The organism is Chryseobacterium echinoideorum, from assembly GCF_007474535.1.
Classification (GTDB): Bacteria; Bacteroidota; Bacteroidia; order Flavobacteriales; family Weeksellaceae; genus Chryseobacterium; species Chryseobacterium echinoideorum.
In genome coordinates this window covers 80,605-107,035 of record NZ_VKNW01000009.1, presented here as the reverse complement: position 1 = coordinate 107,035, position 26,431 = coordinate 80,605, and the positions used below count along the sequence as shown (strand labels likewise).

At 34.3% G+C, this 26,431-nt stretch carries 24 protein-coding genes and 1 pseudogene; 9 read left to right on the top strand and 16 right to left on the bottom strand.

Going from position 1 to position 26,431, the window contains the following annotated elements:
• Nucleotides 1-39 precede the first annotated feature (39 nt).
• The 3 genes from sufB to sufD all read left to right on the top strand — a co-directional run bounded on the left by sufB (nucleotide 40) and on the right by sufD (nucleotide 4,032).
• On the top strand, nucleotides 40-1,488 hold the full coding sequence (gene sufB / locus FOL89_RS12755; RefSeq protein WP_144283180.1) for a Fe-S cluster assembly protein SufB: 1,449 nt from the start codon (nucleotides 40-42) through the stop codon (nucleotides 1,486-1,488).
• 131 nt (nucleotides 1,489-1,619) lie between these two features.
• Nucleotides 1,620-2,363, top strand: coding sequence for a Fe-S cluster assembly ATPase SufC (gene sufC / locus FOL89_RS12750; RefSeq protein ID WP_144283179.1), 744 nt, complete (start codon nucleotides 1,620-1,622; stop codon nucleotides 2,361-2,363).
• A 361-nt stretch (nucleotides 2,364-2,724) separates the two neighbouring features.
• On the top strand, nucleotides 2,725-4,032 hold the full coding sequence (gene sufD, locus FOL89_RS12740) for a Fe-S cluster assembly protein SufD (RefSeq protein WP_144283178.1): 1,308 nt from the start codon (nucleotides 2,725-2,727) through the stop codon (nucleotides 4,030-4,032).
• Between the two features lie 52 nt (nucleotides 4,033-4,084).
• Here the strand turns inward: sufD and FOL89_RS12735 are convergent, their stop codons facing one another.
• Nucleotides 4,085-5,014 (bottom strand): DUF3078 domain-containing protein, encoded by a 930-nt coding sequence (locus tag FOL89_RS12735; RefSeq protein WP_144283177.1) that lies wholly within the window; start codon nucleotides 5,012-5,014, stop codon nucleotides 4,085-4,087.
• Nucleotides 5,015-5,172: 158 nt separating this feature from the next.
• Between FOL89_RS12735 and FOL89_RS12730 the strand changes: the two genes are divergently transcribed.
• The 4 genes from FOL89_RS12730 to FOL89_RS12715 all read left to right on the top strand — a co-directional run bounded on the left by FOL89_RS12730 (nucleotide 5,173) and on the right by FOL89_RS12715 (nucleotide 9,124).
• Nucleotides 5,173-5,940 (top strand): rhomboid family intramembrane serine protease, encoded by a 768-nt coding sequence (locus FOL89_RS12730; protein ID WP_144283176.1) that lies wholly within the window; start codon nucleotides 5,173-5,175, stop codon nucleotides 5,938-5,940.
• A gap of 30 nt (nucleotides 5,941-5,970) precedes the next feature.
• The gene (gene dprA / locus FOL89_RS12725) at nucleotides 5,971-7,080 is read left to right on the top strand and encodes a DNA-processing protein DprA (protein WP_144283175.1); all 1,110 of its coding nucleotides are present in this window, start codon (nucleotides 5,971-5,973) and stop codon (nucleotides 7,078-7,080) included.
• Nucleotides 7,081-7,272: 192 nt separating this feature from the next.
• Nucleotides 7,273-8,631 (top strand): NADP-specific glutamate dehydrogenase, encoded by a 1,359-nt coding sequence (gene gdhA, locus FOL89_RS12720; protein WP_144283174.1) that lies wholly within the window; start codon nucleotides 7,273-7,275, stop codon nucleotides 8,629-8,631.
• A gap of 130 nt (nucleotides 8,632-8,761) precedes the next feature.
• Nucleotides 8,762-9,124, top strand: coding sequence for an iron chaperone (locus tag FOL89_RS12715; RefSeq protein WP_144283173.1), 363 nt, complete (start codon nucleotides 8,762-8,764; stop codon nucleotides 9,122-9,124).
• 14 nt (nucleotides 9,125-9,138) lie between these two features.
• Here the strand turns inward: FOL89_RS12715 and FOL89_RS12710 are convergent, their stop codons facing one another.
• Both FOL89_RS12710 and FOL89_RS12705 read right to left on the bottom strand, forming a co-directional pair.
• Nucleotides 9,139-9,627: a YkgJ family cysteine cluster protein gene (locus tag FOL89_RS12710; RefSeq protein WP_144283172.1), complete on the bottom strand. Its 489-nt coding sequence runs from the start codon at nucleotides 9,625-9,627 to the stop codon at nucleotides 9,139-9,141.
• Nucleotides 9,628-9,641: 14 nt separating this feature from the next.
• Nucleotides 9,642-10,598 (bottom strand): ion channel, encoded by a 957-nt coding sequence (locus FOL89_RS12705; protein WP_144283171.1) that lies wholly within the window; start codon nucleotides 10,596-10,598, stop codon nucleotides 9,642-9,644.
• Nucleotides 10,599-10,716: 118 nt separating this feature from the next.
• On the opposite strand from FOL89_RS12705, the gene FOL89_RS12700 reads away from it, so the two are divergent.
• A complete protein-coding gene (locus FOL89_RS12700; RefSeq protein WP_144283170.1) occupies nucleotides 10,717-11,097 on the top strand; it encodes a group III truncated hemoglobin in 381 nt (126 codons plus the stop codon).
• 15 nt (nucleotides 11,098-11,112) lie between these two features.
• Here the strand turns inward: FOL89_RS12700 and FOL89_RS12695 are convergent, their stop codons facing one another.
• The 10 genes from FOL89_RS12695 to FOL89_RS12650 form a co-directional block, all read right to left on the bottom strand.
• Nucleotides 11,113-12,183, bottom strand: a complete 1,071-nt coding sequence (locus FOL89_RS12695) for a calcium:proton antiporter (RefSeq protein WP_144283169.1) — start codon at nucleotides 12,181-12,183, stop codon at nucleotides 11,113-11,115.
• Between the two features lie 64 nt (nucleotides 12,184-12,247).
• A complete protein-coding gene (locus FOL89_RS12690; RefSeq protein WP_144283168.1) occupies nucleotides 12,248-12,586 on the bottom strand; it encodes a DUF6122 family protein in 339 nt (112 codons plus the stop codon).
• Between the two features lie 7 nt (nucleotides 12,587-12,593).
• On the bottom strand, nucleotides 12,594-13,823 hold the full coding sequence (locus tag FOL89_RS12685) for a hypothetical protein (RefSeq protein WP_144283167.1): 1,230 nt from the start codon (nucleotides 13,821-13,823) through the stop codon (nucleotides 12,594-12,596).
• A complete protein-coding gene (locus FOL89_RS12680) occupies nucleotides 13,823-15,868 on the bottom strand; it encodes a hypothetical protein (protein WP_144283166.1) in 2,046 nt (681 codons plus the stop codon). Before FOL89_RS12680 ends, FOL89_RS12685 begins: the two co-directional genes overlap by 1 nt.
• A 9-nt stretch (nucleotides 15,869-15,877) precedes the next feature.
• Nucleotides 15,878-16,546 carry a hypothetical protein gene (locus tag FOL89_RS12675; RefSeq protein WP_144283165.1) on the bottom strand — a complete coding sequence of 223 codons (669 nt, stop codon included), beginning with the start codon at nucleotides 16,544-16,546 and terminating at the stop codon, nucleotides 15,878-15,880.
• A gap of 66 nt (nucleotides 16,547-16,612) precedes the next feature.
• Complete coding sequence (locus FOL89_RS12670) at nucleotides 16,613-17,329, bottom strand: DNA alkylation repair protein (RefSeq protein ID WP_144283164.1); 717 nt, start codon at nucleotides 17,327-17,329, stop codon at nucleotides 16,613-16,615.
• Between the two features lie 21 nt (nucleotides 17,330-17,350).
• Nucleotides 17,351-18,631, bottom strand: a complete 1,281-nt coding sequence (locus FOL89_RS12665) for a cation:proton antiporter (RefSeq protein WP_144283163.1) — start codon at nucleotides 18,629-18,631, stop codon at nucleotides 17,351-17,353.
• 23 nt (nucleotides 18,632-18,654) lie between these two features.
• Entirely contained in the window at nucleotides 18,655-19,284 is a 630-nt protein-coding gene (locus FOL89_RS12660) for a DUF4919 domain-containing protein (RefSeq protein ID WP_144283162.1), read from the bottom strand.
• Nucleotides 19,274-20,512: a GTPase HflX gene (hflX, locus tag FOL89_RS12655; protein ID WP_144283161.1), complete on the bottom strand. Its 1,239-nt coding sequence runs from the start codon at nucleotides 20,510-20,512 to the stop codon at nucleotides 19,274-19,276. The genes FOL89_RS12660 and hflX overlap by 11 nt, the downstream gene beginning before the upstream one ends.
• Before the next feature lie 246 nt (nucleotides 20,513-20,758).
• Entirely contained in the window at nucleotides 20,759-21,193 is a 435-nt protein-coding gene (locus tag FOL89_RS12650; protein WP_228444915.1) for an META domain-containing protein, read from the bottom strand.
• A gap of 86 nt (nucleotides 21,194-21,279) precedes the next feature.
• Here FOL89_RS12650 and FOL89_RS12645 point away from each other — a divergent pair, with 86 nt between their 5' ends.
• Nucleotides 21,280-23,481, top strand: coding sequence for a S46 family peptidase (locus tag FOL89_RS12645; protein ID WP_144283160.1), 2,202 nt, complete (start codon nucleotides 21,280-21,282; stop codon nucleotides 23,479-23,481).
• Nucleotides 23,482-23,599: 118 nt separating this feature from the next.
• Here the strand turns inward: FOL89_RS12645 and FOL89_RS12640 are convergent.
• From FOL89_RS12640 to FOL89_RS12630, 3 genes and pseudogenes are all read right to left on the bottom strand, one after another.
• A pseudogene (locus FOL89_RS12640) lies at nucleotides 23,600-24,331 on the bottom strand (YifB family Mg chelatase-like AAA ATPase); the annotation flags it as partial.
• Nucleotides 24,332-24,359: 28 nt separating this feature from the next.
• Complete coding sequence (locus FOL89_RS12635) at nucleotides 24,360-24,701, bottom strand: hypothetical protein (RefSeq protein ID WP_144283159.1); 342 nt, start codon at nucleotides 24,699-24,701, stop codon at nucleotides 24,360-24,362.
• Entirely contained in the window at nucleotides 24,688-26,217 is a 1,530-nt protein-coding gene (locus FOL89_RS12630; RefSeq protein ID WP_144283158.1) for a hypothetical protein, read from the bottom strand. Before FOL89_RS12630 ends, FOL89_RS12635 begins: the two co-directional genes overlap by 14 nt.
• Between the last annotated feature and the right edge of the window lie 214 nt (nucleotides 26,218-26,431).

Here is a 26,431-nt window from a genome sequence, read left to right as displayed (position 1 = left end):
CGAAATCTACAATCTATCTAAAGTCTAAAAAACATCAAAATGAGTAAATATACTGAAGACGACCTTAGAGTCGATCTGGAAAATAAAAAATACGAATTTGGCTGGGAAACCAAAATTGATTACGAAGATTTCCCAACTGGTTTAAATGAAGATATCGTCCGCGCTATTTCCGCAAAAAAAGAAGAGCCGGAGTGGATGACAGAATGGCGTCTGGAATCTTTTAAAATCTGGTTGAAAATGGTGGAGCCTGAATGGGCAAACATCAAATACGAAAAGCCAGATTTTCAGGCGATTAAATATTATGCTGCGCCAAAAACAAAACCGGAATTAAACAGTTTGGATGAAGTAGATCCTGAATTATTGAAAACTTTCGAGAAATTAGGAATCAATATTGAAGAGCAAAAAAGACTTTCCGGAGTTGCTGTTGACATCGTCATGGATTCTGTTTCTGTGAAAACAACATTTCAGGATACATTGGCAGAGAAAGGCATTATCTTTTGTTCGATTTCAGAAGCAATTAAAAACCACCCCGATCTGGTTAAGAAATATCTTGGAAAAGTAGTTCCGAGAGGAGACAACTTTTATGCCGCTTTGAATTCGGCAGTGTTTTCAGACGGAAGCTTCTGCTACATTCCAAAAGGGGTAAGATGTCCGATGGAATTATCCACATACTTCCGTATCAATCAGGCAGGAACAGGACAGTTTGAAAGAACGCTTGTAATTGCAGATGAAGGAAGTTACGTTTCATACCTTGAAGGTTGTACAGCTCCGTCGCGAGACGAAAATCAGCTTCATGCTGCCGTAGTGGAGTTGATTGCTTTAGATGATGCTGAAATTAAATATTCTACCGTTCAAAACTGGTATCCCGGAAATGAAGAAGGAAAAGGCGGTGTTTTTAATTTCGTGACCAAAAGAGGACTTTGTGAAAGAAGAGCAAAAATTTCTTGGACTCAGGTTGAAACAGGCTCTGCAGTAACATGGAAATACCCTTCTTGTATCCTGAAAGGAGATGGCTCTATTGGTGAGTTCTACTCTATCGCAGTAACCAATAATCATCAGTATGCCGATACAGGAACAAAGATGATTCACATAGGAAAGAATACAAAATCAACCATTATTTCTAAAGGAATATCTGCTGGAAAATCTCAAAATTCATATAGAGGATTGGTAAAAGTAATGCCTTCTGCAAAAGGAGCTAGAAACTTCTCACAGTGCGACTCATTATTGATGGGTAACGAATGTGGAGCACATACGTTTCCTTACATTGAAATCAAAGATCCCACTGCGCAATTGGAACACGAAGCAACCACCTCAAAAATCGGAGAAGATCAGATTTTCTACTGCAACCAGAGAGGAATTGATACTGAAAGAGCTATTGCCTTAATTGTAAATGGTTTTAGCAAAGAGGTTCTCAACAAACTTCCAATGGAGTTTGCTATAGAAGCTCAGAAATTATTAGAAATTTCTTTGGAAGGCTCTGTAGGATAAAATTTAATTTCATCAAGTCTGACATTATTTTGTCATTCTGAATGAAGTAAAGCGGAGTGAAGAATCTCACTAAAAGATTTCTTCTTTTTCGAAATGACAAAAATAAATTATAAAAGTTTTAAACATATATAATGCTTAATATTAAAAACTTACACGCCAGAATTGAAGATGGCGCACAAATTTTAAAAGGTATCAATCTTGAAATAAAACCAGGCGAAGTCCACGCCATTATGGGACCAAACGGTGCCGGTAAGTCTACCCTTTCATCTGTAATTGCAGGAAAAGAAGATTACGAAGTAACTGAAGGTGAAATCATTTTCGAAGGAGAAAACATTATTGAAGACGCTCCTGAAGAAAGAGCCCACAAAGGAATTTTCCTTTCTTTTCAATATCCCGTAGAAATTCCGGGAGTTTCTGTGACTAATTTTATTAAAGCTGCAGTAAACGAAACAAGAAAAGCCAACGGATTGGATGAAATGCCTGCAAAGGAAATGTTGGCAATGATTCGTGAAAAGTCGGAAAAATTAGGCATCAAAAAAGATTTCCTTTCCAGATCATTGAATGAAGGGTTTTCAGGAGGTGAGAAGAAAAGAAATGAAATCTTCCAGATGATGATGCTCAATCCGAAATTGGCAATTCTTGACGAAACCGATTCAGGCTTGGATATTGACGCTTTAAGAATTGTAGCAGACGGCGTAAATACTTTTAAAAATGAAGGTAATGGAGTTCTTTTAATTACGCATTATCAAAGATTATTGAATTATATTCAACCTGACTTCGTTCACGTTTTAGCCAATGGGAAAATCATCAAAACCGGTGACAAATCTCTTGCTTTGGAACTGGAAGAAAAAGGGTACGACTGGCTATTAAACTAGTTTGAAATTGTTATTTGAGATTTGAAATTTATGGCAACCATCACTAGTTTTGAAGATCTTGAGATTTGGAAAAAATAAAGAGATTTATGCCAAAAAGTTTTTAATTTATTAATTCAAAGCCCAAATTGCAGTCAAAATATTAAAAATCAAATCGGCCATTCATCTGCTTCAGTAATGGCAATCAGAGCATTTGATAGAAATTTTATTAACGAAAATGAATTTATTGATTTGAAGAATGATCTTACGGATTTATCTAAAATGATTTCTAGTTTTATGACATATTTAAAAATATTGATCATAATGGAAATAAATTTCAGCGTCCCTAATTTCAAATTTCAAATCTAAAATTTCAAATTATATAATGAGTTTAAACGAACAAATTTTAAACAGTCACAGCGAATTTCTTGGCACACTCCATCATCGCTTTTTAGATGAAACAAGAGTTGAAGCATTAGAGAAATTTGCTCAGATTGGCTTTCCAACAAAGAAAGACGAAGAATATAAATACACCAACCTAAAGGAGATTACTGAAAAAGAATACAACTTTTTCCCGAAGGAAAGTCACAATATCACCAAAGAGCAATTGGAGGAATTGCATCTGGGTGAAGAACATTTTGACTGGATTACTTTTGTGAATGGTAAACTTCGTAAAGAATTATCAAAAGTTTCAATTGAAAATGTTGAGTTTCTTTCATTCAATTATGCTTTGAATGATGAGAAACACAGAGATATTTTTGACAAGTATTTTAATACAATTGCTTCAGACAAATCTGCTTTTACGAATTTAAATCAGGCTTACTGCAAGTATGGTTTTTTCTTGAAAGTCCCTAAAAATGTTGTGATTGAAAGACCAATTCATGTTTTTTATATTTCTCAGAATCAGGAAGAAAACACTTTCTACAACACAAGAAATTTATTAATTGTAGATGAGGGCGCAAAAGTGGAAATCATTGAAAGCCACCACAATTTTGACAGCACGTATGTGTTGACAAACTCTGTAACGGAAATTTTCACGTATCCAAATGCAAAAGCAGACTGGCATAAAGTTCAGAACGATAACGATACTTCTTATTTAATTGACAGTACTTTCGCAAAACAGGAAAAAGACAGCTTAACAACGGTCAACACTTTTTCTTTTGGCGGAAAAATCGTGAGAAACAATTTGGATTTTATTCAAAATGGGTCGAATATCAATTCTTTCATGAACGGTATCACCATCATTGGTAAAGATCAGTTGGTAGATCACCACACAGCAGTTCACCATAATCAGCCGAATTGTGAAAGTTACCAGAACTACAAGGGTATTTTTAAAGATCAATCTCACGGAGTATTCAACGGAAAGGTTTTTGTAGATAAAATTGCTCAGAAAACCAATGCATATCAGCAAAATAATAATGTTTTATTAAGTGAAGGAGCTAAAATTGACACGAAGCCCCAGCTCGAAATCTTTGCTGATGATGTAAAATGTTCTCACGGCTGTACGGTAGGACAGCTCAATAAAGATGCCTTGTTTTATTTAAGAGCAAGAGGAATTTCTAAAAAAGAAGCACAGGCATTATTATTATTTGCTTTTGCCAATGATGCAATGCAAAATATCGACATTGTACCTTTGAAAGAAAAAATTTCTAAACTTCTGACGGAAAAACTCGAAGTAAATATTGAATTTTAATTTTACAAGAAATAAAAACAATGGGCGGTCGCAAAGTGACCGCCCATTGTTTTTATTTTTTTAGCCAAAATTGATTATCTTTTCTTTTAGAGCGTTTTACTCCGTTATCAATATTATAGGCAAACCCAATTCCTAACGTCTGCTTTAGCTGAGTCTTCTGAATCTGGTTATGGTCGTACATGAGATCTACAGTAATTATTGAAGAAACATACTTATTAATCTTCATGTTCAGAAGCATATTATATGAAAGAACCATATGATCCGGGTTTTCAAGATAATTGGAAAACACAGATGCCGTATTGGTCATTTCAATATTTTCCATCAGTTTTACTTTGTAAATTGCAGTACCCAGAAAACCAAGCTGCATCAGGAAAAAATCTCCATCGGATTTCAGACCGTAGTTTCCTGCCAATTGCAATTCTTTATCCAATACAAAAGTAAATCTTCCGTTGACAGGTCTTAAGGTAACTGTAAGGTTTTCATCAGGTCTGTAGGTTATACCAATACCTGCATTCACATAACCTGGAGCCATAAAATTTGAAATCTTTTTGGCTTCTGGATTATTGCCATCTTCAAAACCTCCCGAAAACTGTGAAAGTAAACTTGCTCCCGCTGAAACATACCAGCTTTTTGAAAACTGCCTTCCGTAATTGGTGGAAAAATTGATAACATCCTGGGTTTTTCTAGTTCCGATTCCTTTGGTTGTATTCTGTCCGTAATTCAAAATAATTACATTTTCCCAAAGATCCCGTTCTTTTTCGTATGTAAGATTGTAATTAGCACTGGCAAGCCATCCGACATTATTGGCTCCGCCTCCTACCCAGTTAGAAAATGCTACCTGATTAAATAACAGGCTGTTTTTAACATCAACAGACCAGTATTTCGGCTTCTTAATAGTATCAACAGCTAAAGAATCATTCACCACAACCTGCGCAGAAGCACTTATTGCAGAGCATAAAAATAACACAAAAAGTTTTTTCATGACGTGTGTTTACTTAGTTTAAAATTAGAAAGAATAAGTATTCTTAAGGTTTAAAACCCAAATTTATTACTTTTTGTCTCAAATAGCAACTCAAGAGAATAATCATCGCCAAAATTACCGAAATTTATACTTGGCTTTTGATTTGACAGCATACAGATATGATTAAAAATATAATTCATAAAAAAGCGGTTATTATTCCGGTTATAATGATCGCAGCCATGTGGTTTGGATTTTTGCTTCAAAGTATGGGCTTTTTTTCAAGTTGTTTCGGTGCGGTTATTCCTTTGTTGCCGGAAGGTTTGCTTGGCATCATAACCTCACCTCTTTTACATGGGAATATAGATCATATCGTAAGTAATTCCATACCTATAATATTTCTTTTATTTCTTTTATACCAGTTTTACCCTGAAGTTGCTAACAAAGTTTTTTTATTAGGATGGATCAGCAGCGGTTTTCTGCTTTGGATTCTTCCTCCGATAGATATTTTTACTGGTGAATATCTCTACACCTGTACGATCGGAGCCAGCGGAGTGGTCTATGTGCTTGCGTTTTTTCTCTTTTTCGCAGGAGTTTTCCGTTGGAATATGAAACTTCTTACCATTTCGCTTCTCGTGGTTTTATATTATGGAAGCCTTATTTGGGGAATGTTTCCCGAAGAATTGTTTTACACGATGAATGCTCCGAGCAAAATTTCATGGCAGGCTCACTTATCTGGTGCTTTAATAGGCAGCATCATGGCTTTTATTTTTAAAAAATCAGGAGAGAAAAAGAAAAAATTTATTTGGGAATTTCCAAATTATTATAGTGAAAAAGATGATAAACTATGGCAGGAATACAAAGAAAATAATCCTGACGATTTCCTGGAACTTCCTTATAAAAAAAGAGATGACATCTGGGATCATTTGGATGAGCTAAGAAAGAAATAATTTGATTATTTTTGACAATAAAAAACACAAATGTATAAAGAAGAACATCTCTATTCTATCGCTTTAAGGCAATGCAGTTTCATAGGTGATATCATATTCAGCAAATTGGTGAGAACTTTCGGCAGTGCAAAAAAAGTTTGGGAAACCTCCAAAAAAGATCTTGCGCAAACTGATGGGATCGGTAAAAAAACAGTTTCAGACATTGGAAATCCCGAACATCTGATGTTTGCTGAAAAAGAAATACAATTTTGCGAAAAAAATGATGTTCGCATCAATTTAAGACACCAGAAAGACTTTCCGTTTCTGTTGAATGAATGCGATGACGCTCCTGCAATTTTATATCAAAAAGGGAGTTTTAGGTCTACTCTTCAATGTGTAAGCATAGTAGGAACAAGAAATATGACTTCGTACGGAAAAAAATTTATTGAAGATTTTTTTGTTGAGACCAAACACAGCAAATACCAATCAATAAGCGGCTTGGCGTTGGGTGTTGATAAGGAAGTGCATGAATATTCTCTGGAAAATGGGATTCCTACTACAGCAGTTTTAGCTCACGGATTTCATACTTTATATCCTTCAAAAAACAGAAAACTTTCAGAGAAAATTCTGGAAGAAAACGGAGCTTTACTTACAGAGTTTAACACAACCCGGAAACCAGATCGGGAAAATTTCATCCAAAGAAACAGGATTGTAGCCGGAATTTCCTCCGCTACCATCGTTGTAGAAACAGCATTTGGCGGCGGCTCTGTCAGTACAGCAGCATTTGCCAACGGTTATAATCGCGATGTTTACGCACTTCCCGGCAAAATCACAGATAAATACAGCCAAGGATGCAATCAGCTTATATTGCAGCACAAAGCAACCGCCATTTCCACCATTAAGGATCTTATAGAATCTTTAGGTTTTCATCAGCCATCAGAAACTGTGGGCGAACTTTTTCCGCAGAGTATAACTACGATTCAGCTTACTGAAAATCAAGAGGAAATATATCAGACAATTTTAGCAAATCCTCACATAAGTTTGGATGATTTAGCAGAAAAAAACTGTCTTCCTTCACACAAAATTTTGCCCATAATTCTTGAACTGGAGCTTTTAGGCAAAGTAAAATCGTTTTCAGGGAGACAATTTACAGCATTATAAGAATTAACGATTTCTTAATATTTCATTATTTCACAAATAACATTTAATTTTTAATAATATTTAAACAATAATTACCAAACTTACAATATTATGTCGCATTATTATTCAATTTTCAACAAATAACAAATCAGCTATTGTGAATCTTGAAAAAAAAATTAAATTTGTTGACATAATATTCAACCCTTACCTCATATGGAACAATATAATGTTGACCAGAAAATTCAGGAATTTATTGCAAAAATAGAAGCAAAAAATCCGAATGAACCGGAATTTTTACAGGCTGTAAAAGAAGTTGCCGTTACGGTAATCCCTTTTATTTTGACAAGAAAAGAATATACAGGCATGAAGCTGCTTGAAAGAATGGCTGAAGCTGAAAGAATTATTATTTTCAGAGTTCCATGGGTTGATGATAAAGGTGAAATTCAGGTAAACAGAGGTTTCAGAATACAGATGAATTCCGCAATCGGCCCTTACAAAGGAGGCATCCGTTTCCATCCTACCGTAAACCTTTCTGTATTGAAATTCTTAGCTTTCGAGCAGGTTTTCAAAAACTCTCTGACTACGCTTCCGATGGGTGGCGGAAAAGGAGGTTCAGACTTTGATCCGCAAGGAAAATCTGACATGGAAGTAATGCGTTTCTGTCAGGCATTCATGACCGAATTATGTAAGCATGTTGGTCCTGAAACAGACGTACCTGCCGGAGATATTGGTGTTGGAGCAAGAGAAATCGGATATTTATTCGGTCAGTATAAAAAAATCAGAAACGAGTTTACCGGAGTTCTTACGGGTAAAGGTCTTGCTTACGGAGGATCGTTAATTCGTCCTGAAGCTACAGGATACGGTGTTGTCTACTTTGCAGAACAAATGTTGAAAACTATCGGACAGACTTTTCAGGATAAAATTGTTACAGTTTCAGGATTCGGAAATGTTGCCTGGGGTGTAATCAAAAAAGTAAACGAATTGGGAGGAAAGGTTGTGACAATTTCAGGACCAGACGGTTATGTATATGACAAAGATGGTATTGACGGCGAAAAAATTGAATATTTGCTACAACTGAGAGCTTCCGGAAATAACAGAGCGGAAGATTATGCAAAAAACTATCCTTCAGCTGAATTCCATGCTGGAAAACGTCCTTGGGAAATAAAATGTGATGTTGCAATTCCTTGTGCAACTCAAAATGAGCTTGACTTTGAAGATGCTAAAATTTTGGTTGATAACGGATGTGTTTGTGTAACAGAAGCTGCCAATATGCCTTCAACTCTGGATGCTATCAATTACTTTCTTGAGAAAAAAGTATTATTCTCTCCTGGTAAAGCTTCTAATGCCGGTGGCGTTGCTACTTCAGGTTTAGAGATGACTCAAAACTCAATAAGACTTAACTGGACTTCAGAAGAAGTAGACGCTAGACTGAAAGAAATCATGATCGGTATCCATAAAGCTTGCCGAGATTATGGTAAAGAGGAAGATGGCTATGTAAACTATGTAAAAGGTGCAAATATTGCCGGCTTTGTAAAAGTAGCCGAAGCAATGCTGGCTCAAGGAGTAGTATAAAAATATAAAGGTCGGGAAGTTTTCCCGACCTTTTTTCTTAAAGCCTGTTCCCGGGAATAAATGGGAAAAAAGTAATAGTGAAAGTGAAAGCATTGAATGTCCAGTTCAATGCTTTTTTTATTTTTAATGAATGAAAAATACATTTAAAAATTTTGAAGAATACTTTCTTCTGTTTCCGGAAGAAGTTCAAATAAAATTAGAGACTTTAAGAAATGCTATCCACTCTCAAGATCCGGATATTGAGGAATATATTGGCTATCAAATGCCTGCTTTTAAATATAAGAGCAAACCTCTGCTTTATTTCGCTGCCTATAAAAAACACATCGGTTTTTATCCGCTACCAGAAACACTAAACCATTTTGAGAACGAATTTCTTAAAAGAAAATATAAGTTTTCGAAAGGAGCGGTGCAGTTTCCTTTAGAGGAAGAATTACCTTTAGATCTTGTCGAAAAAATAGTGCAATTCAGAATTTCTGAATGTAATAAAAGCTGAAAAGTTTTAGAGTCTTACTTGTTCAGATTCTTCATCATTCTTTCTACAAATTCAAATGCGGCCGGACAGATGAGTGTATTTTTAATCATCAAGTGATTGATCTGATAGATTTTCTTACGGTCTGTATGCGGATATTCGCGACATGCTTTCGGACGTACATCATAAATAGAGCATGTATTGTCATCACTCAGAAAAAAACACGGAAGGTTTTGAAGTACCTTATCATTATCTTCATCAACCCTCAGAAATTTAGATTCAAAATCTGCCTGTTTCATCCGCAGATGTTTTGAAATTCGCTCAATATCTTTCTCCGTGTATAAAGGTCCGGTAGTCTTACAGCAATTGGCACACTGAAGGCAGTCAACGCTCTCAAAAACTTCATCATGAACTTCCTGAGCAACATAATCCAGGTTTTTAGGTGGCTTTTTCTTTAAACCCTCTAAGAATTTCTTATGTTCTTTTTGCTTTTGGGAAGCCTGTATTTTATATTGTTCTAAGTTCATTATTATTTAGGAATTCAGGAAAGAGGAAGTTCCACTTTCTGATAAATATTAAGTTTGTCTAAATCTAAAATTGTTGATTCATTATTTTTGTCCGCATAAAACATTGGGGTGAATTTGGCTCCGTAAATAATCTCACCCGAAACATAAGAAGTCCTCTGTACGACCGTATCCGAAAACACCTCATCAAATGCACGAACGTGAGCAATGATTTCGATATCTGTATTTTTAAAATCATCTGCAGAAAACCCAAAAAATGGAGATTTTTCATCAATTCTATGAACAATAGTCCAGTTTAAGGCAAGTGTATTAATTTTACCAAGCTCCGTTTCCAGAATGTAAAAATTGCTTTTTGTTGTTCCATTTTCTGTAATTTCAATAGCAGCAGAGAGCGTAACACCCGCATCTGTTAAAGCATTATTTTTAAATGGAGCCAGCCTGAACATTAATGCAGTCGCATTCTGAAAAGGCGCTATTACAGCAACATCCGAAAACCTCAGATAAGCTCTTGGCCGGGAAAATCTTCCGTAAAACAATCCGGTTGCAATGGCAAAGGTAAGCAAACCAAGAAAAGCCTCGAATGTTGCTACAAGACTTGCGGTGAAACCAACCGGTGCAATCCTTCCATAGCCAACCGTTGTAAAAGTTTGTGAACTAAAGAAAAATACATCTACAAACTCGTTAAGAGGAGTGCTTTTATCAATTCCTGTAAGATGCTCAACTCCTATTAGATAATAAATAAAGGCAAAAAAAAGATTGATCATAACATACATCATCACCAAGTAAGAAATAAACTGGAATGAAGAAAGATTCAGCATCGTATGATACCAGCTCAGACTGCTAAACACATTGACACCGCGCCGCTTCACATTGGGAAGACCATTTTTATTGATAAACCGTCCTGAAGAAGTAGCCCCGAAGCCACTGTTTTCTGTGTTTTTCTGAACAATTTTTTTTCCGAAACCTCTTGCCATCTTATATCATTTGTTTTTGACTGTATTGCATTGATCTGCAAAGATAAAATAATGTTTTCATGAAATTTATCAATTCTGAAATCATATTTCATATTTTATTTTAAGTTAAATTTGAGATATGAAAAAGCTGGAATCAAGAGAAGATATAGAATTGCTTATCAATTCTTTCTATGCAAAAGTCATTAAGGATGAAATCATTGCCTTTTTCTTTAATGACGTTGCAAAAGTAAACTGGGATCATCACCTTCCTAAAATGTATTCCTTTTGGGAAACCATTTTATTTGGACAAATGAGTTATAAAGGAAATCCAATGGCTGTACACTTTCCTGTTAACGAGGTTGCCGCAATGGAAAAAAAACACTTTGAACAGTGGCTGAAACTTTGGAAAGAAACCATCTTAGAAAACTTTCATGGCGAAAACGTTTCCATGGCAATCACCAAATCTGAAAATATTGCCAAACTGATGTCCTTTAAAATGGAAATGGCTAGAAAACTTTAATTTTAAAAATAATATTTACGGTACAATTACACTAAAAATATAGGCTGCAAGGTTGACCAGCAAAACTGTTCCGTAAAGAATATTGGTTTTCCCACGACTCAGAGAAAGCATTACAATAAATACAGACAGAGTAAGCAGAATAATATCTTTTTTGTCTAAACCTAATACCAAAGGGATATCAAACATAATACTTACCGCAGAAATAGCAGGAATACTAAGACCAATACTTGCTAAAGCCGAACCTAATGCCAAGTTTAAACTCGCCTGAAACTGGTTATTTCTCGCGGCACGAATCGCCGCTAAACTTTCAGGAAGAAGCACAACACCTGCGATAATCACACCAACAAGCGACTTTGGAGCTCCTACACTCTGCACAAGCTCTTCGATGGTTTTGGAAAGACCTTTTGCCATTAAAACAACAACAATAAGACAGACAACCAAAAACAAAAAGCTTACAATTGCCTGAGATTTCGTCGGAACATAATATTCCTGCTCAACGGAACCAACAGGAACAAAATAACTTCTGTGTCTTACCGTCTGAACCATTAGAAAAACTCCATAAATGGCAAGACAGGCAAAAGAAACAAAAATTAATTGTGCTGTATTGTAAAAAGGTCCGTTTACGCTGGAAGTGAAATTGGGAAGTATCAGGGTAATTACAAGAATAGAAACAATACAAACCAGATAAGTAGTGGCAGACGTTCGGGCAAAAAACTGTTCAACATATTTAACCCCTCCTAACAGGACGCAAATTCCCAAAATACCATTAAGGATAAGCATAACCGCAGCAAAAATGGTATCTCGCGCCAATGTAATTGCCTGCGCTCCACCCGCAACCATTAAAGAAACGATAAGCGCTACCTCAATAATGGTAATACACAGCGCCAGAATTATTGTGCCATACGGCTCTCCTACTTTGTGAGCAACAACTTCCGCATGATGTACCGCAGAAAGCACACTTCCTGTCAGCAAAACACCTGCAATAATGTCATATACAGCTCCCGTCCCAAGAAATCCGGAAAGATAATAAATCACGGAAAGGATCGGAAAAATAAAGGTATAATGTAAAAATTCTCTCAATTTCATAGGTCCTCTAAAATACAAAAAAAATGATCAATATTGAATTATAAAATGCACTTTAATTTAAAATTTAATGACACCACCATTCAAAATCCTGAAAATCAGTAAACATGTGAAAAAGAAGTCCTATAGCAACAATCCGAAGATTTCCTTTGAAAAACAACAGCAAAAAATAAACCGCTATTGCATAGTAAGAATGCAAAAAATGAAACCCTATACTTGCCCGGTTCGGGTCAAAAACCGGATCTGCAAAAAGATGATCCAGATCTACAAGCATTGTCGCCAAAAGGATAAGATAAACCCTCTTCCACTTGCTGCGGTAAAATACAAAAGCAATTACAGCCGGAAAAACCAAATGCAGAAAGTAGTGTGTAAAATTTTTAAGTAAAACAATTTCGGGTGGGCACATTTTTATATTATTGGAGAATTAAAGGAAGTTTTTCATCTTTAAGCTTCAATTTAAGAAAATAATTCTGTCCTTTATTTTCGTAAAAAATATATTCAGTTTTTTTTAGAAACCGAAATTCATTTAATCCTTTAAAAAAAGAAAACAGCAGCGGATCATTTTTAATTAAAATAAAATTCTGTCCTTTTTTCTGACTAAGCCAATTCTGTCTTGCCATAGATTTGATCACGATATTGTTATCAGACTCATATACTTTATTGGGCTGAAAAGGAATACCGATAAATTCATTTTTATCATTGATCCATTTTTTTGATTTAAAATAGTTCCAGGTTTTTTCATGATTTTGTGTTTCTATCTGGATAATATAATCAGGCTGCACAATTTCCTGATAACTAACCTGTTCGATTTCATTAAAATCATCATCATAACCATAGCTGATCACCGTATCGTTTACCTGCTTTAGTTTTGCATTAATTTTCAGATAATTAACTTCATGCAAATCTTTAAAAAAATCCGGTAAAACTTTATCAAAAACTTTGATATTCTCTTTATCTAATTCCGCATTGATGAAAAGATCTTCTTTGCATAACTGTGAAATAAACGAAGCGTAATTTCCAACACCTGAATTGTTGTTAATTTCAATCTCGTGATCTTTTAATACAATTGAAAAATTACGGGTTCTAGTCTCAGAAACAAAAGAAAAACTCCCGATCCCTTCTCCTGTAAAGCGGTCTGCATTCAGATTTTTATCTCTGAATCTTTTATAAAGCGGTTTACCTATCTTATCAAAAATTTTTCCGGAAATTCCGGCAAAACATTTTTTATTTTCAATTTTGATATAAACCTGATCTTTCCTATATAGATTCTGACCCAGTTTTTTAAACTTGCGTTCTTTCAAAAATACTGAAAGTTTTTCCTGGTCTTCAATTTCAAAAACACTGTACCATTCGGTAAGTTTTGAATTTTTAAGATGAAAGATCTGCAGAAAGTCAGGGATCTTTAGACCTGCATCAAAAACTGACCCTTTTTCTCTGTCTTCGCTACTTTTACCGAACCATTCAGAAGGATGGGTGATGAATGCTGAAAGGTATTGTCTTGTCAGTTTCTTTTTATCAATCAGAATTATTGCATCTGCATTTTCCGGAATAAAATTCAGGCTTTTATCTTTGTGGTACAGCAGAAGATAAATTCCGGCTGAGAGGAAAAACAGAATTGAAAAAGCAATAATTTTGCGTCTCATTATAAAGTTTGTGAAGATTTTTCTTCCTCAGAAATTTTGTACAGCTCATCAAAAAGATCAAAGAAGTACATCAGGCTATTTTCTGAAGAGTTTTTAATGTTATAATTAATCTCCGTCTGAATGCTGTCATTTTTTACTTCTGTTTTAAAATACAGCTCACCCATATTTTTTCTTACAGCGTTAAGCATTTTTCTTTCAGAAACAGTCTTGAACTCCTTGTCAAGACCCATCATCAGCTTCTGAATATCCAGTCTTCCTGATAAAGGATATTTCACCGAATCTTTCATCCATTTTTTAGAAATATTTGACTGATTTTGCTGGTGGAGAATATTTTTGGATGTCGTCAAGTAAACAATTCCGTCTTTTACGGTGAAAAACATCTGATCTATATATCCATTGCTGTTCTTTTCATCTTTAAATACATAAAAATCACCGTCTTTAGTAAATTTCTTTGCCAGATCTTTATTGGTGGTGATGACATTAAATACGTGATTCCAGTATTTTTCGTTTTCTGTAGCGAAAGCAAAAGTAAAATCAGGAACAACAATGTCTTTGGTTTTTTTTACTTCTTTTTCGTTATAATCCTCATCATAAGTGTAATCTGTGTATTCCACATTTTTTGTCGTAAGCTCATTCAGCACAAAAATTCCGTTTCCGGGAGCAATTTTAGCAATTGCTTCTTCATCCAGAACTATTTTCATGGTTTCCATTACAAGCTGTATCTCTTTTTGGTATTCTTCGTCTGCAGAATTCTGCATCAGATCATACATCAGATCAAAGTATTTGTATCCGTTGATGTTCATCACATAATACCCTACACTTTTGTCATTGATAAGTGATGCCAGTTTTTTGTTTTTCTTCCCTTTATAAACGTCTGAAATACTTTTCTGCAATTCGGCATTTTTGTTTTGATGATTGTTGACAATGCGTACTTTATCCTCATCAAAATACAGATTATAAGCAGAGCTGGATCTTGAAAGCTTTCCTAAAACATTCATAAATCCTAAATTTTTAGGCATATTTCCGTAGACAAGGTCGTAAACAATTTTCTCGTAATCTGCATATACAAATGCATCTGAATCAGCATCTTTGAAACTGAGCATATTTTTATCAACCTCCAGCTCAAGGTTTGAGCTGAAATATTGGTCAAAATCATCTTCAGCAAACTTTTTTACTATTTTAAACTTCGCCATACTGGTAGAATCCATCCGTTTCTGAAAAGCGGAATCTATTTCAAAAGTATCATCTTCACCGTAATAATCTTCCTGAGAAAGTGGAGGTGCAATTTCAGTTTCTTCGTTTTTATAGTTGGTATCGGCAGTTCCCTCTTTTACTTCAGGATATTTGTGATGCTTTTCAAGATACTTTATGTCTTTCTGTAGTTTCAGAATCTCGGCATTGTTTTCTTTGACGCTTTCTTTCAGGTATTTAATATCATCTTTCAGATATTCAATTTCTTCTTTATAATCAAAGGGTTTCTCTACTTCCGCATAAGCACTGTCTGTAGCTGTTGCAGCACTATCAATGACAACTGACGTGCTATCTGCCGCATACTCATCATTCCAGATATTTTTTTCTTTTTTTTGATAACTGATGAATTTTAAAACAGCCTTTTTATCATTCCATGCTACAAAAATATCGTTTTCTACATCCACATAAGAATAGTTATTTTTTTGGCTGACTTCTAATCCATTCTTTTTTACAGAATTGATGAACTCCTGAAATTTTTCTTTATTATCTAAAGTAACATGTGTTGTATAAGACTGCACAGAATCGTTGATCACCGCATAATGATATTGCGTTGCATCATACTTTATTCCTGTTTTCGAATAATCATTCCAAGAAAACTGTTTATTTTCTTTTTTATTGATTTCTTTAAGAATAGGATTGAATTTATCCCAGTTAATTTTTTTATTGAGCTGTTTCCCGTTGATTTCCATATAGAAAACAGCATCCTGCGGTAGTTTTGCACTTTTTTGCGCTAAAACATAGGTGAAACTCAAAACGAAAAGTAAAATTTGTGTTTTTAAAACAAGAGCTTTCATGGTAAGATATTATTGTAAAAGAATAGTATTTTGAATCTGTTTTTTCTGAAAGATAAAGTCCAGAATTTTACCTTCCTGCTTCAGAGCCTTTTTGTTGGGAGACATTTGATAGGATGGGTTAGACTGCGATTTTATTCCGTTTTCAAACTGTAAAACCGAAATATATTTAGCATCGTTAAAGATTTCTTTATCGGCTTTACTCAACTGGTCATATTCATTTTTAAAAGTGCTGACTTTATTTTTGGAAAAAGTTTTTTTGGCTGAGTTATGGCTGTAGATTTGTGTAGGAACCATTTTACCCAAAATATTTTTAGATTTAAGCTGCGCAAGTCCTGCATTCACATCTTCAATTTCCCTGAAATTACAGCTAAGTTTGATAATGTAATTGTCAAAATCCATAGCGGTTTTTACATTTGAAATCCCCGGAGTTGTCCTGAAAATTCTGGCTGCATCGTTTATTTTAGCTTCAATTTCAGATTTCTTCGGAACTTTTTTACCGTTGATGGTTTCCATTTTCGAGATAGAAGCTAACCTTGTTTTGCTTTTGCTTGCATTCAGAATAAGAGAATATTCCCCGCTTCCATCAGCTTTCATATTAACTTTATCTAAAATATCAAAACAACTTGTGAAAAATAAAAGAGGGATTAACAGAAAAAACTGCTTTACATTGATTTTCATTAATTTATTTTAAGATTCAAACTTAACATTTTTATATTACATCTACGGAATGAGAGGATATTTTGATTAAATTCTTCCTTTCAGATAATCCTGACGGAGGTTTTCGTCTAATTTTTCGATTGCATACCGCAGACAGGTTCTTGGCATTTGATGGTAATGCTGATTTAGAAAACTGATGAGTTCAGCTTGATCTCTATTGCCCATTTCCCTTAAAAGCCAGCCGTTTGCCTTGTGCATGAGATCATGAGGATGATGCAGATTCTGCTGTACAAACTCCTTAGTCAGTGCAAAACAATCTTTTTTGATGTGATACATTGTTCCTACTACCGCAATACGTTTATGCCACATTACATCTGATAAAGATAACTTACGCAGCAGCTCTTCTTCCTGATTTTCAAAAACATATCTTCCCAAAATCTTGTAACAGCTTGTATCTACCAAATCCCAATTATTGATATGTTCTAAATGATTTAGATAAAAATCTACTATTGTTTTTTTTACTGACTGCTCTCTGGATTTTTCAAATTGATAAACAAGCATAATCAAGGCAGTCAACCGATGCTCATGATAAGGAGATGAAAGCAACTGACTCAAATCTTTTAAAGATATTTTAGGATAAAATTCTTTCGCAATCTTACGCTGATCAGGAACAGTAACTCCTAAAAACAAATCTCCTTCTCCGTATTCTCCTTTTCCTGTTTTAAAAAATTTAGGAAAAAATTCAGCCTTTTCCGGAATAGCTAAATCGGCAAGTGCGTTTTTAATTTCGTCAACAATATTCATCTGAATTATAATCAATTATTGTTATTCATCTAAAGCAACACTTTCCTGTTCGTGGTCATCTTTTTCAATTTGTTTAGGATTTGCTACTTTAACAATAGTAAGTCCCTGAACAACAATTGAAAAAACCACTACACAATAAGTAATGCTTAAAATAATATTGCTGTACTCTCCTTTTGGTATTGACATAGCCAATGCTATGGAAACACCGCCACGAATTCCGCCCCAAAATAACACTTTAATAGTTTGAGGACTAAACCTGTTGTGTAAAGACATAAATCTTGTAGGTGCCCAGATAGAGATAAATCTGGCAGCCAGAACGACAACAATTCCTAACAGACCTGCAATAATGTAATGATTCAAATCTTTAATCATTAGTAATTCAAAACCTATAAAAAGGAAAAGCACGGCATTGAGAATTTCATCAATCAGCTCCCAAAATTTAATCAGATAATCCTGAGTAATAGATTTCATTTTGAACTTTACGCTGAAATTACCCATAAACAAACCTGCAGCAACCATGGTAAGCGGTCCGGAAATATGCAGATGTCTCGCAACAAGATAACCGCCCATCACGACAGCCAACGTCACCAAAACTGAAATAATATAATCATCAACTTCACGCATGAGTCTGGAGGTAATGTAACCCAATACAACACCTAACAGCAAACCTCCGCCCGCTTCTTTTATCAGAAGGATGGTAATACTTTCTATTCCCAAATCGACCTCTCTTCCTATTGCGAGTTGCAAAACCACCGTAAAAACAACTACCGCCATACCATCATTGAATAATGATTCTCCGGCAACCTTAGTTTCCAGAGACTTTGAAACTTTTGCCTGCTTCAAAACACTTAAAACTGCAACCGGATCTGTAGGCGAGATCAGCGCCCCGAAAAGAAGACAGTAAATAAAAGGCATATTGATCCCGACAAAAGGCAGAAGATAAAACATACCAAACCCCACAATAAAAGTGGAAATCACAACTCCTGCTGTTGAAAATATCAATACAGGGCGGAACTGTTCTTTTAAATCGTTGATATTAATATGAATTCCTCCCGCAAAAAGAAGGAAATTAAGCATTGCCCCCATCAAAACCTCAGTAAAGTCGATGCTATTCATCAGGTTATTGAGATGGTTGAATGTTTTTGGTAAAAAACTCTGACCGAAAACCACCAAGATGATAGATACTATAATAGCAATTACCATGATCCCTATCGTGCTTGGAAGTTTCAGGAAGCGGTAATTAATATAGGCGAAAATGGATGCTAATACAATAAGTACTGAAAATGAATAATATAATTCCAAATGTTTGTTGTTATTACTTAAGTTTAAAAATCTAAATAAAGAACTTTGATGTGAACTTTCAGATCATCTTTCGACCACACATCCACTACCGAATCTTTATATGTTACGGAACTTCGCTTGAAATCTTGTCCGATGTTTAAAACATTCAGAAGAATATATTCGTCTCCCACCGAATTAACAACAAAAGCTGTTTTCTCAGATTTTCCGTCACCGGAATCTTTAATAGCTTCGGTAAGCAATCTTAACTGATTCAGATGATGTACAAAGTTACTGCCGTCTTTTAGAGAATCGTAAGCTCTTAATAAAATGAGAATTACATCCAGATTGGTAGGATCTTCACCATAAAGAACTTTCCCTATTTGAATACATTCCTGAAAATTTCCTGTTTTGAATGCATCTGCAAGTTTTACAAACTTTTCATCTGCTACAGAAACTTTATTTTCGATAAAATTTCTGCCATAGTACAAATGCTGCGCTTCAATACTGTCTAAAGATTTTGGATATCCTTTAAATTTAAAAATCAGTTTTTCATAGCCATAACCAGACTTCGGATTACTGATATTTTTCTCAATTTGTTTTAAATTAAGTTCAGTATGCTGAGCGAATCCCAAAAAAGGGATAATAACAAAAAAGAATAAAATTCTAAATTTCATCAATTTTATTTTCGTTTTCCTCTTCATCATTATCAAAAAACTCAAAAAGGAAGTCATTGTAAGGAAATCTCGAAATATGAATTTTCATTACCTCATCGTAGATCAGCTTCTTCATTTCTGGAAAATTTTCTTTCGTTAATGCCGAAATAAATACTGTTGGATGTTTCGATTTTGCCATCCATGTATTTTTCCACTCTTCCAAAGAAACATTTTTTCTGGAACCCGGAGTCAGATCGTCTTCATCTTTCTTTTCATAACTGAAATCATCAATCTTATTAAAAACCATGATCATTGGTTTTTGATGAGCATTAATTTCCATAAGAATTTGATTAACCGATTCGATATGATCTTCAAAACTTTCATGTGAAATATCTACAACGTGAACCAAAAGATCGGCTTCACGCACCTCGTCCAAAGTAGATTTGAATGATTCTACCAGTTGAGTGGGAAGTTTACGGATAAAACCTACCGTGTCTGTCAGCAAAAAAGGTAAATTTCCAATAACGACCTTTCTTACAGTAGTGTCTAGCGTTGCAAACAATTTATTTTCAGCAAAAACTTCAGATTTTGCCAATGCATTCATCAAAGTAGATTTCCCGACATTGGTATATCCTACCAAAGCAGCACGCACCACTTTTCCGCGGTTGTTTCTTTGGGTCGCCATTTGCTTATCAATGGTCTTGAGCTTATCTTTCAGTAAAGTAATTCTGTCTCTGATGATTCTTCTATCAGTTTCAATTTCAGTTTCACCGGGACCACGCATTCCGATACCTCCTTTTTGTCTTTCAAGGTGAGTCCACATACGGGTAAGTCTTGGAAGAAGATATTGATATTGTGCCAATTCTACCTGAGTTCTCGCATAGGAAGTCTGAGCTCTTTGTGCAAAAATATCCAGGATAAGATTGGTGCGGTCTAAGATCTTAACCTCCATTTCTCTTTCGAGATTTTTAAGCTGTGAAGGAGAAAGTTCATCATCAAAAATGACTGTTCCGATCTCATTTTCTTTTACATAATCTTTAATCTCCTGCACTTTTCCGCTTCCAACAAAAGTTTTCGAATCGGGCTGCGTTAATTTTTGGGTAAAACGACGGTCAACAGTAGCTCCTGCGGTAAAGGCAAGAAACTCCAGTTCGTCCATATATTCAATCAGTTTATCTTCATCCTGCTGTTGAGTTACAACGCCTACCAAAACTGCTTTTTCGTAATTGTGCTGTTTTTTTTCTAACATTAAAATCTGTCTGTTTTTATGAGTTTCACAAGATAATATTTTTTGTAATCAAATACAAATTATAATTCACATCTTATGGTAAAAAATGAAATTTATGATTACCCGCTTTTCATCATATTGGAATTTTTTAATAAAAAGATTATTTTAATACCAACTGTTTTGCGTTTTTTACTCTCGCAAAAGCATTAACACTTATTAAAGTTCACAAAGATTTTTATAGTGACTCATTGCGGATATTCAAAAAAATCAGTCCCAATCTGCCGCTACAAACTTCATCTTATTTCCTTTTTTATCATATAAAGTTAAAAAATGACCTTCAATCACAAAATTTTCCATTTGTTCAAAGTCTTTAGAAAATTGTGACTCGAGCTCCATTTTTTCACAAGCCATCAGCGTACTGCCGAGTCCTGAAATTTCAATTCTTTTTTTTGATTTAACTTCAGCATTGAAAAACATCCGATTACATCCCACAAAGGCAGTTCCGGCTATTTTAGCCGGCTCTGAAATTTTGGTAAGATTGATCTGCGCTTTGTTTTTTATTAAATCTTCTTTAGAAAAATTTTTATAAGAGATCAACATCCATTGTCGGTGAATATGTTGATTACCACTATTCAGAGATCCACAACTCATGCAGATAGCAAAGCACAAAGAGACGGTAAATATTGAGAAAAATCTGTTCATAATGAAGAAACACCCATTTTTGTACCATTTAAACCTGAGATACGGTAAAAATTAGTAAATTAGCCCCACAAAAATTTTTTAATAAAATGAAAAGAATATTCTTACTATTCACTTTCTTATTGAGTTTTGCTCAAATGAGGGCAGACGAAGGGATGTGGCTAATGATGCTCATCAAGAGGTTAAATGGCGTTGACATGCAGAAAGAAGGCTTGCATTTGACACCTGAAGAAATCTACTCTGTAAACAATTCCAGCTTAAAAGATGCTATAGTAAGCTTCGGAGGTTTTTGTACCGGAGAAATTGTCTCAGACAGAGGTTTGATTTTTACCAATCACCACTGTGGTTATGGAGCTGTTGCTGCTGCATCTACACCAGAGAAAGATTACCTGAAAAATGGTTTCTGGGCGATGAAAGACAAAGACGAATTTAATGCAAAAGATCTTTATGTAAGATTTTTGGTAAGAATGGATGATGCCACTCAGAGAATCAATTCTAAACTGAATAACGATATGACCGCAGCACAGAGAAAAGCTGTGATTGATGCTGAAGCAAAAGCAATTCAGACAGAAAATTCTGAGAACGGAAAATATACAGTCGTTGTAAAAGATTTTTTTAACGGAAACGAATTTTACTATTTCGTTTATCAGGATTACAAAGACATCAGATTAGTAGGAGCACCCCCTTCATCCATCGGAAAATTCGGAGGTGATACAGACAACTGGGAATGGCCAAGACATACGGGAGATTTTACAGTTTTCAGAGTATATGCAGATGCTGCAGGAAATCCTTCTGAATACAAGCCTACCAATGTTCCTTTAAAACCTAAACATTATTTACCTGTTTCTTTAAAAGGAGTAAAACCTGGAGATTTTGCCATGATTTTAGGATACCCGGGAAGAACCAACCGTTATTTGACCTCTTACGGAATTCAGCAAATGGTAACAAAAGACTATCCGGCTTGGGTAGAAGGTTCTAAAATGGCAATGGATGTAATGAAGAAGTATATGGACAAAGATAAAGCAACACAGCTGAATTATGCTTCTCAATACGCAAGTGTAGCCAATTATTGGAAAAACAGACAAGGAACGATAGATGCCGTAAACAAGAACGGAACTATTGAAGATAAGAAAGATCTGGAAAAAGTATATGCAAACTGGGCATTACAACCAGGAAACGAAATGTATGACGGTGTACTTGAAAATATCAGAGAATACTACAAGCAGGTTTCTGACAGAAATGTAGAAAGAATGTACTCATCTTTGTTGACAAGAAATGCTAAATATATTTCTATTGCCTATCAAATGTCATCAATGCTGGATTCTTATGCAAAACAGGATATGGCTGGAAGACTGGCCATGAAACCAAAATTGGAAGAAGCCGTAAAAACTACCTATGAGAATATCAACACAGAGCTTGAAGGCGAAATGCTGAATTCTATGGTTAATCTTTATCAGACAAGGGTAAATAAAGATATGGCATCTAAAACTTTGATGGAATTAAATGCAAACACTCTTTCAAATGTTGCTTTCTCTTCTATATTTGCCAACAAAATATCAGTAAGCAATTTTATTGCTAATCCTGATCGTTTGAAACTGGATGCAGATCCTTTGCTTAAAATTGCAAGAGGAGTAGTCGCTGATCAAAAATACTATTCTGAAAAATACGCATTGGTAGATGATTTCTTTGCTAAAAACAACCGTTTATTTTTAGATGGTTTGAGAAAAGCTCAGCCTGAGAAAAAGTTCTATCCGGATGCTAATTCTACAATGAGATTAACCTACGGATCTGTAGATACTCTTCCTATGAGAGACGACAGAGATTACCATGGTATCACAGAAAACTACTATACTGATATGAATGGATTAGTAGCAAAATACAAAGCAGGAGACGAAGAATTTGATCTTCCTCAAAGGCTGATCGCTCTTCACAATGCAAAAGATTACGGTCAGTATGCAGATAAAGCAGGATATATGCCAGTAAACTTCCTTTCAAATAATGATATCACAGGAGGTAACTCTGGTTCGCCGGTTATTGACGGAGACGGAAACCTTATCGGAATTGCTTTCGATGGTAACAGCGAAGCATTAAGTGGTGATATTGTTTTTGAAGAAAAATGGCAGAAAACCATCAATGTTGATATCCGTTTCGTACTTTGGACAATGGATAAATTTGCAGGCGCAAGAAGATTGGTAGACGAATTGAAATTGGTAAGAGATGAAAATACTCCTGCCGATACCGGTAAGTCTAAAATCAAAACAGCTGCTCCGGCAAAAAAGAAAAGGAAATAATTTTTTCTAAATCATACTTTAAAAACCGCAGAATTTTATTTCTGCGGTTTTTTATTTTTTTATAAAATCTCCAGCATGAAAAGGCAAGAAATTTTTATAACAATTATTACTTTTTAGACTAAACATTCCAAAACTCCCGATCCAGACTTCTGTATTGTATCGCTTCAGAAATATGATGTGATAAGATATTTTCAGATTCTTCGAGATCGGCAATAGTGCGGGCAACTTTTAAAATCCTGTCATACGCTCTTGCAGAAAGATTCAGTTTTTCCATTGCCATCTTGATAAGGTTGAAAGAGGCATCATCCAATTCACAAAATCGTTCTAGCTCTCTTGATCCGATCTGGGCATTATAACTGATTTTCAAATCTTTATATCGCTCATTCTGAATCTCACGGGCTTTTAAAACACGTTTTCTTATCTCTTCGCTTTTTTCACCTTTCCTTTTCTCGGCTAATTGTTCAAATTCTACTTTCTGTACCTCTACATGAATATCAATTCGGTCTAAAAGCGGTCCCGAAAGTTTATTCATGTACCGTTGCATTTCAAAAGCAGAAGAAGTATTATTCGGATCATCAGGAAAGTATCCGCTCGGACTTGGGTTCATTGATGCAACCAGCATAAAACTTGAAGGATAGTTGACCGTAAATCTAGCTCTTGAAATCGTCACTTCACGATCTTCCAAAGGTTGTCGCATTACTTCCAAAACCGTTCGTTTAAATTCAGGCATTTCATCTAAAAACAAAACACCATTGTGCGCAAGAGAAATTTCGCCAGGCTGCGGATAACTTCCGCCACCTACCAAAGCAACGTCTCTGAAAGTAATATAAAGGGTGGTGAATAAATTATGATGTCCACCACCTTTTATAATCAAACAATTAACTTGACAATTCTAAAGTTTCAGTCTTATCTATTGTTAAGGCTTGACAAGAGTAATCGGAAATATACACCAATCTTGGCGCTTTAATATTGACATCTGTAATATGTTTAAAATAGTTTTCCAATCTACTTTCCAACTCAAGGTACTTCTCTATGAATTCGTTATTTGAGTTGAATGTATGTTTTTTCATTAGATTATCCATAATTTTTTCACCGTCATAGGTCGCCTCGTTGTCTTTTGTAACACCTATTAAATAATTACTAAATAAGTCTGTAAATTGAGAATGTGGAAATTCATTTCTCAACTCCTGACAGTCGTTTCTTAAATCAATTTTTATCATTTTTTATTTTGAATTTTTTTGTTGTTAAAACCGAATCATTCCAAATTTCTTCAACGGTTTCATTTATAAAATCGAAGGGATTATTTCTTGTAATCTTTAACCCCATAGGTAATCCGGTAATTTTTTCAATTGAATTTTTAATCATCTTAAAGGTTTTATTTCCCAACTCGTGATTGACAATTACAGAATCATGGACTGTAATAAAACTGATTTCATTACTGTTCAATACCTTTCCGCATATCTCTAACAAAAGATACGATTCTACTCTTTGTAGAAGAATTGATAAATTATATTTTGTCTGACCAAGTTTTTGTATAGTTTCAATGAAATAATTTACATGGGGAAACTCCTCAATTAATGTTTTTACAATAAAGTTTTTCGTTCTAAATTTTTTCATATTTAGAAAATTCATTACCCCTTTCTTAATAGTTTTTTCATCAAATAATCCTTTAAAAACTTCTTTATTAATGTAATTATATATTCCATCAGTAAAAGGTAATTTCTGATAATTCTGAACATCCATATTGTTAATTTCCCCAAACATAAAAGAACCCGTAGGGTTTGTTATATTATTAGTATAAGTTTTTACAATATTAAAGTCATTATTATATAATTTTAATAAACTATTATTATTTATATAACTATAAAAATCCTTGTATAGATTACAAAATGAAAATTCATCATTTGTATATAAAAAATTTTTATTTATAATTGAACCTAATATATAAGGGTGACTACTGTTGATATCAACTTCTACAGTAGATTCTCCATCAATTAAAAGAAAACTTCTTAACTCTCTTTTCATATTGGTTATTATACTATTTAATCTTTTATTACTATCTGAAATAGAGACACCAAAAACACCGTTAAAAATTTTCTCGACAGATTTCCTCATACTTTTAATCTTCCTGTTTAGAATACCCTCTAAAAGAACGGAATCCTTCAGTGAAAGATGATTTTTATATTTCTGAAAAATCAATTTCTCAACCTCATTAATATATTCTGTAACCAATGGATTCAATGTTACAATTTTCGGATTATAAGATTTTGTTAAGTGTCGGTACTCTTCTAGAGATTTTTGTAATTTATTTTCTCTTGTTTCCAAAAAATCAAAATAGTTCTGTGAAATCTTAGATTGAATCGAAACCGTTTTCTTAGGAGAATAGAAGAATTTCTCATTAAGTCTATATGATTTACTATAATTTCCACTTTGATAACTTTCATTTATATCAATAACCGGATAATCAGGATTAAGTAAAAGGCGTTTTACTTTTGTTAGTTTGTTATTCGTTAATTTATTAAATTCAACCGAATTAATACTTTTAAAATAGTCCTCTGACTTATATTTTTCTAGATAATAATCGGTAGGATTGAGAAATGAAAGGAATAATAGAATTGAATGTTTAATATTACTAATCTCCTTTTCTGAACCAGTAATTTTTGAAAAAATTATGTCATAATTGATTTCTTTCGGTACCGTTATTGAAACTATACGGTACTCTTTCTTTTTGTACATTTTTGTTAAAAACTAAAAAACTTTTATTCCCACTGTTAAAGTGGTATAATAAAATATAACCTTTTTTTTTTGAAAAAACAAAAGTTGATAGTACAGACAATTAAGACAAAATAGTAAACACCAAATATTCAACGACTTACAGCGTTGAGTTTTTTATTTTTTTGAAGTATAGAGTTTTACAAATAAGATAAGAGATATGATGGAAATTCCAATT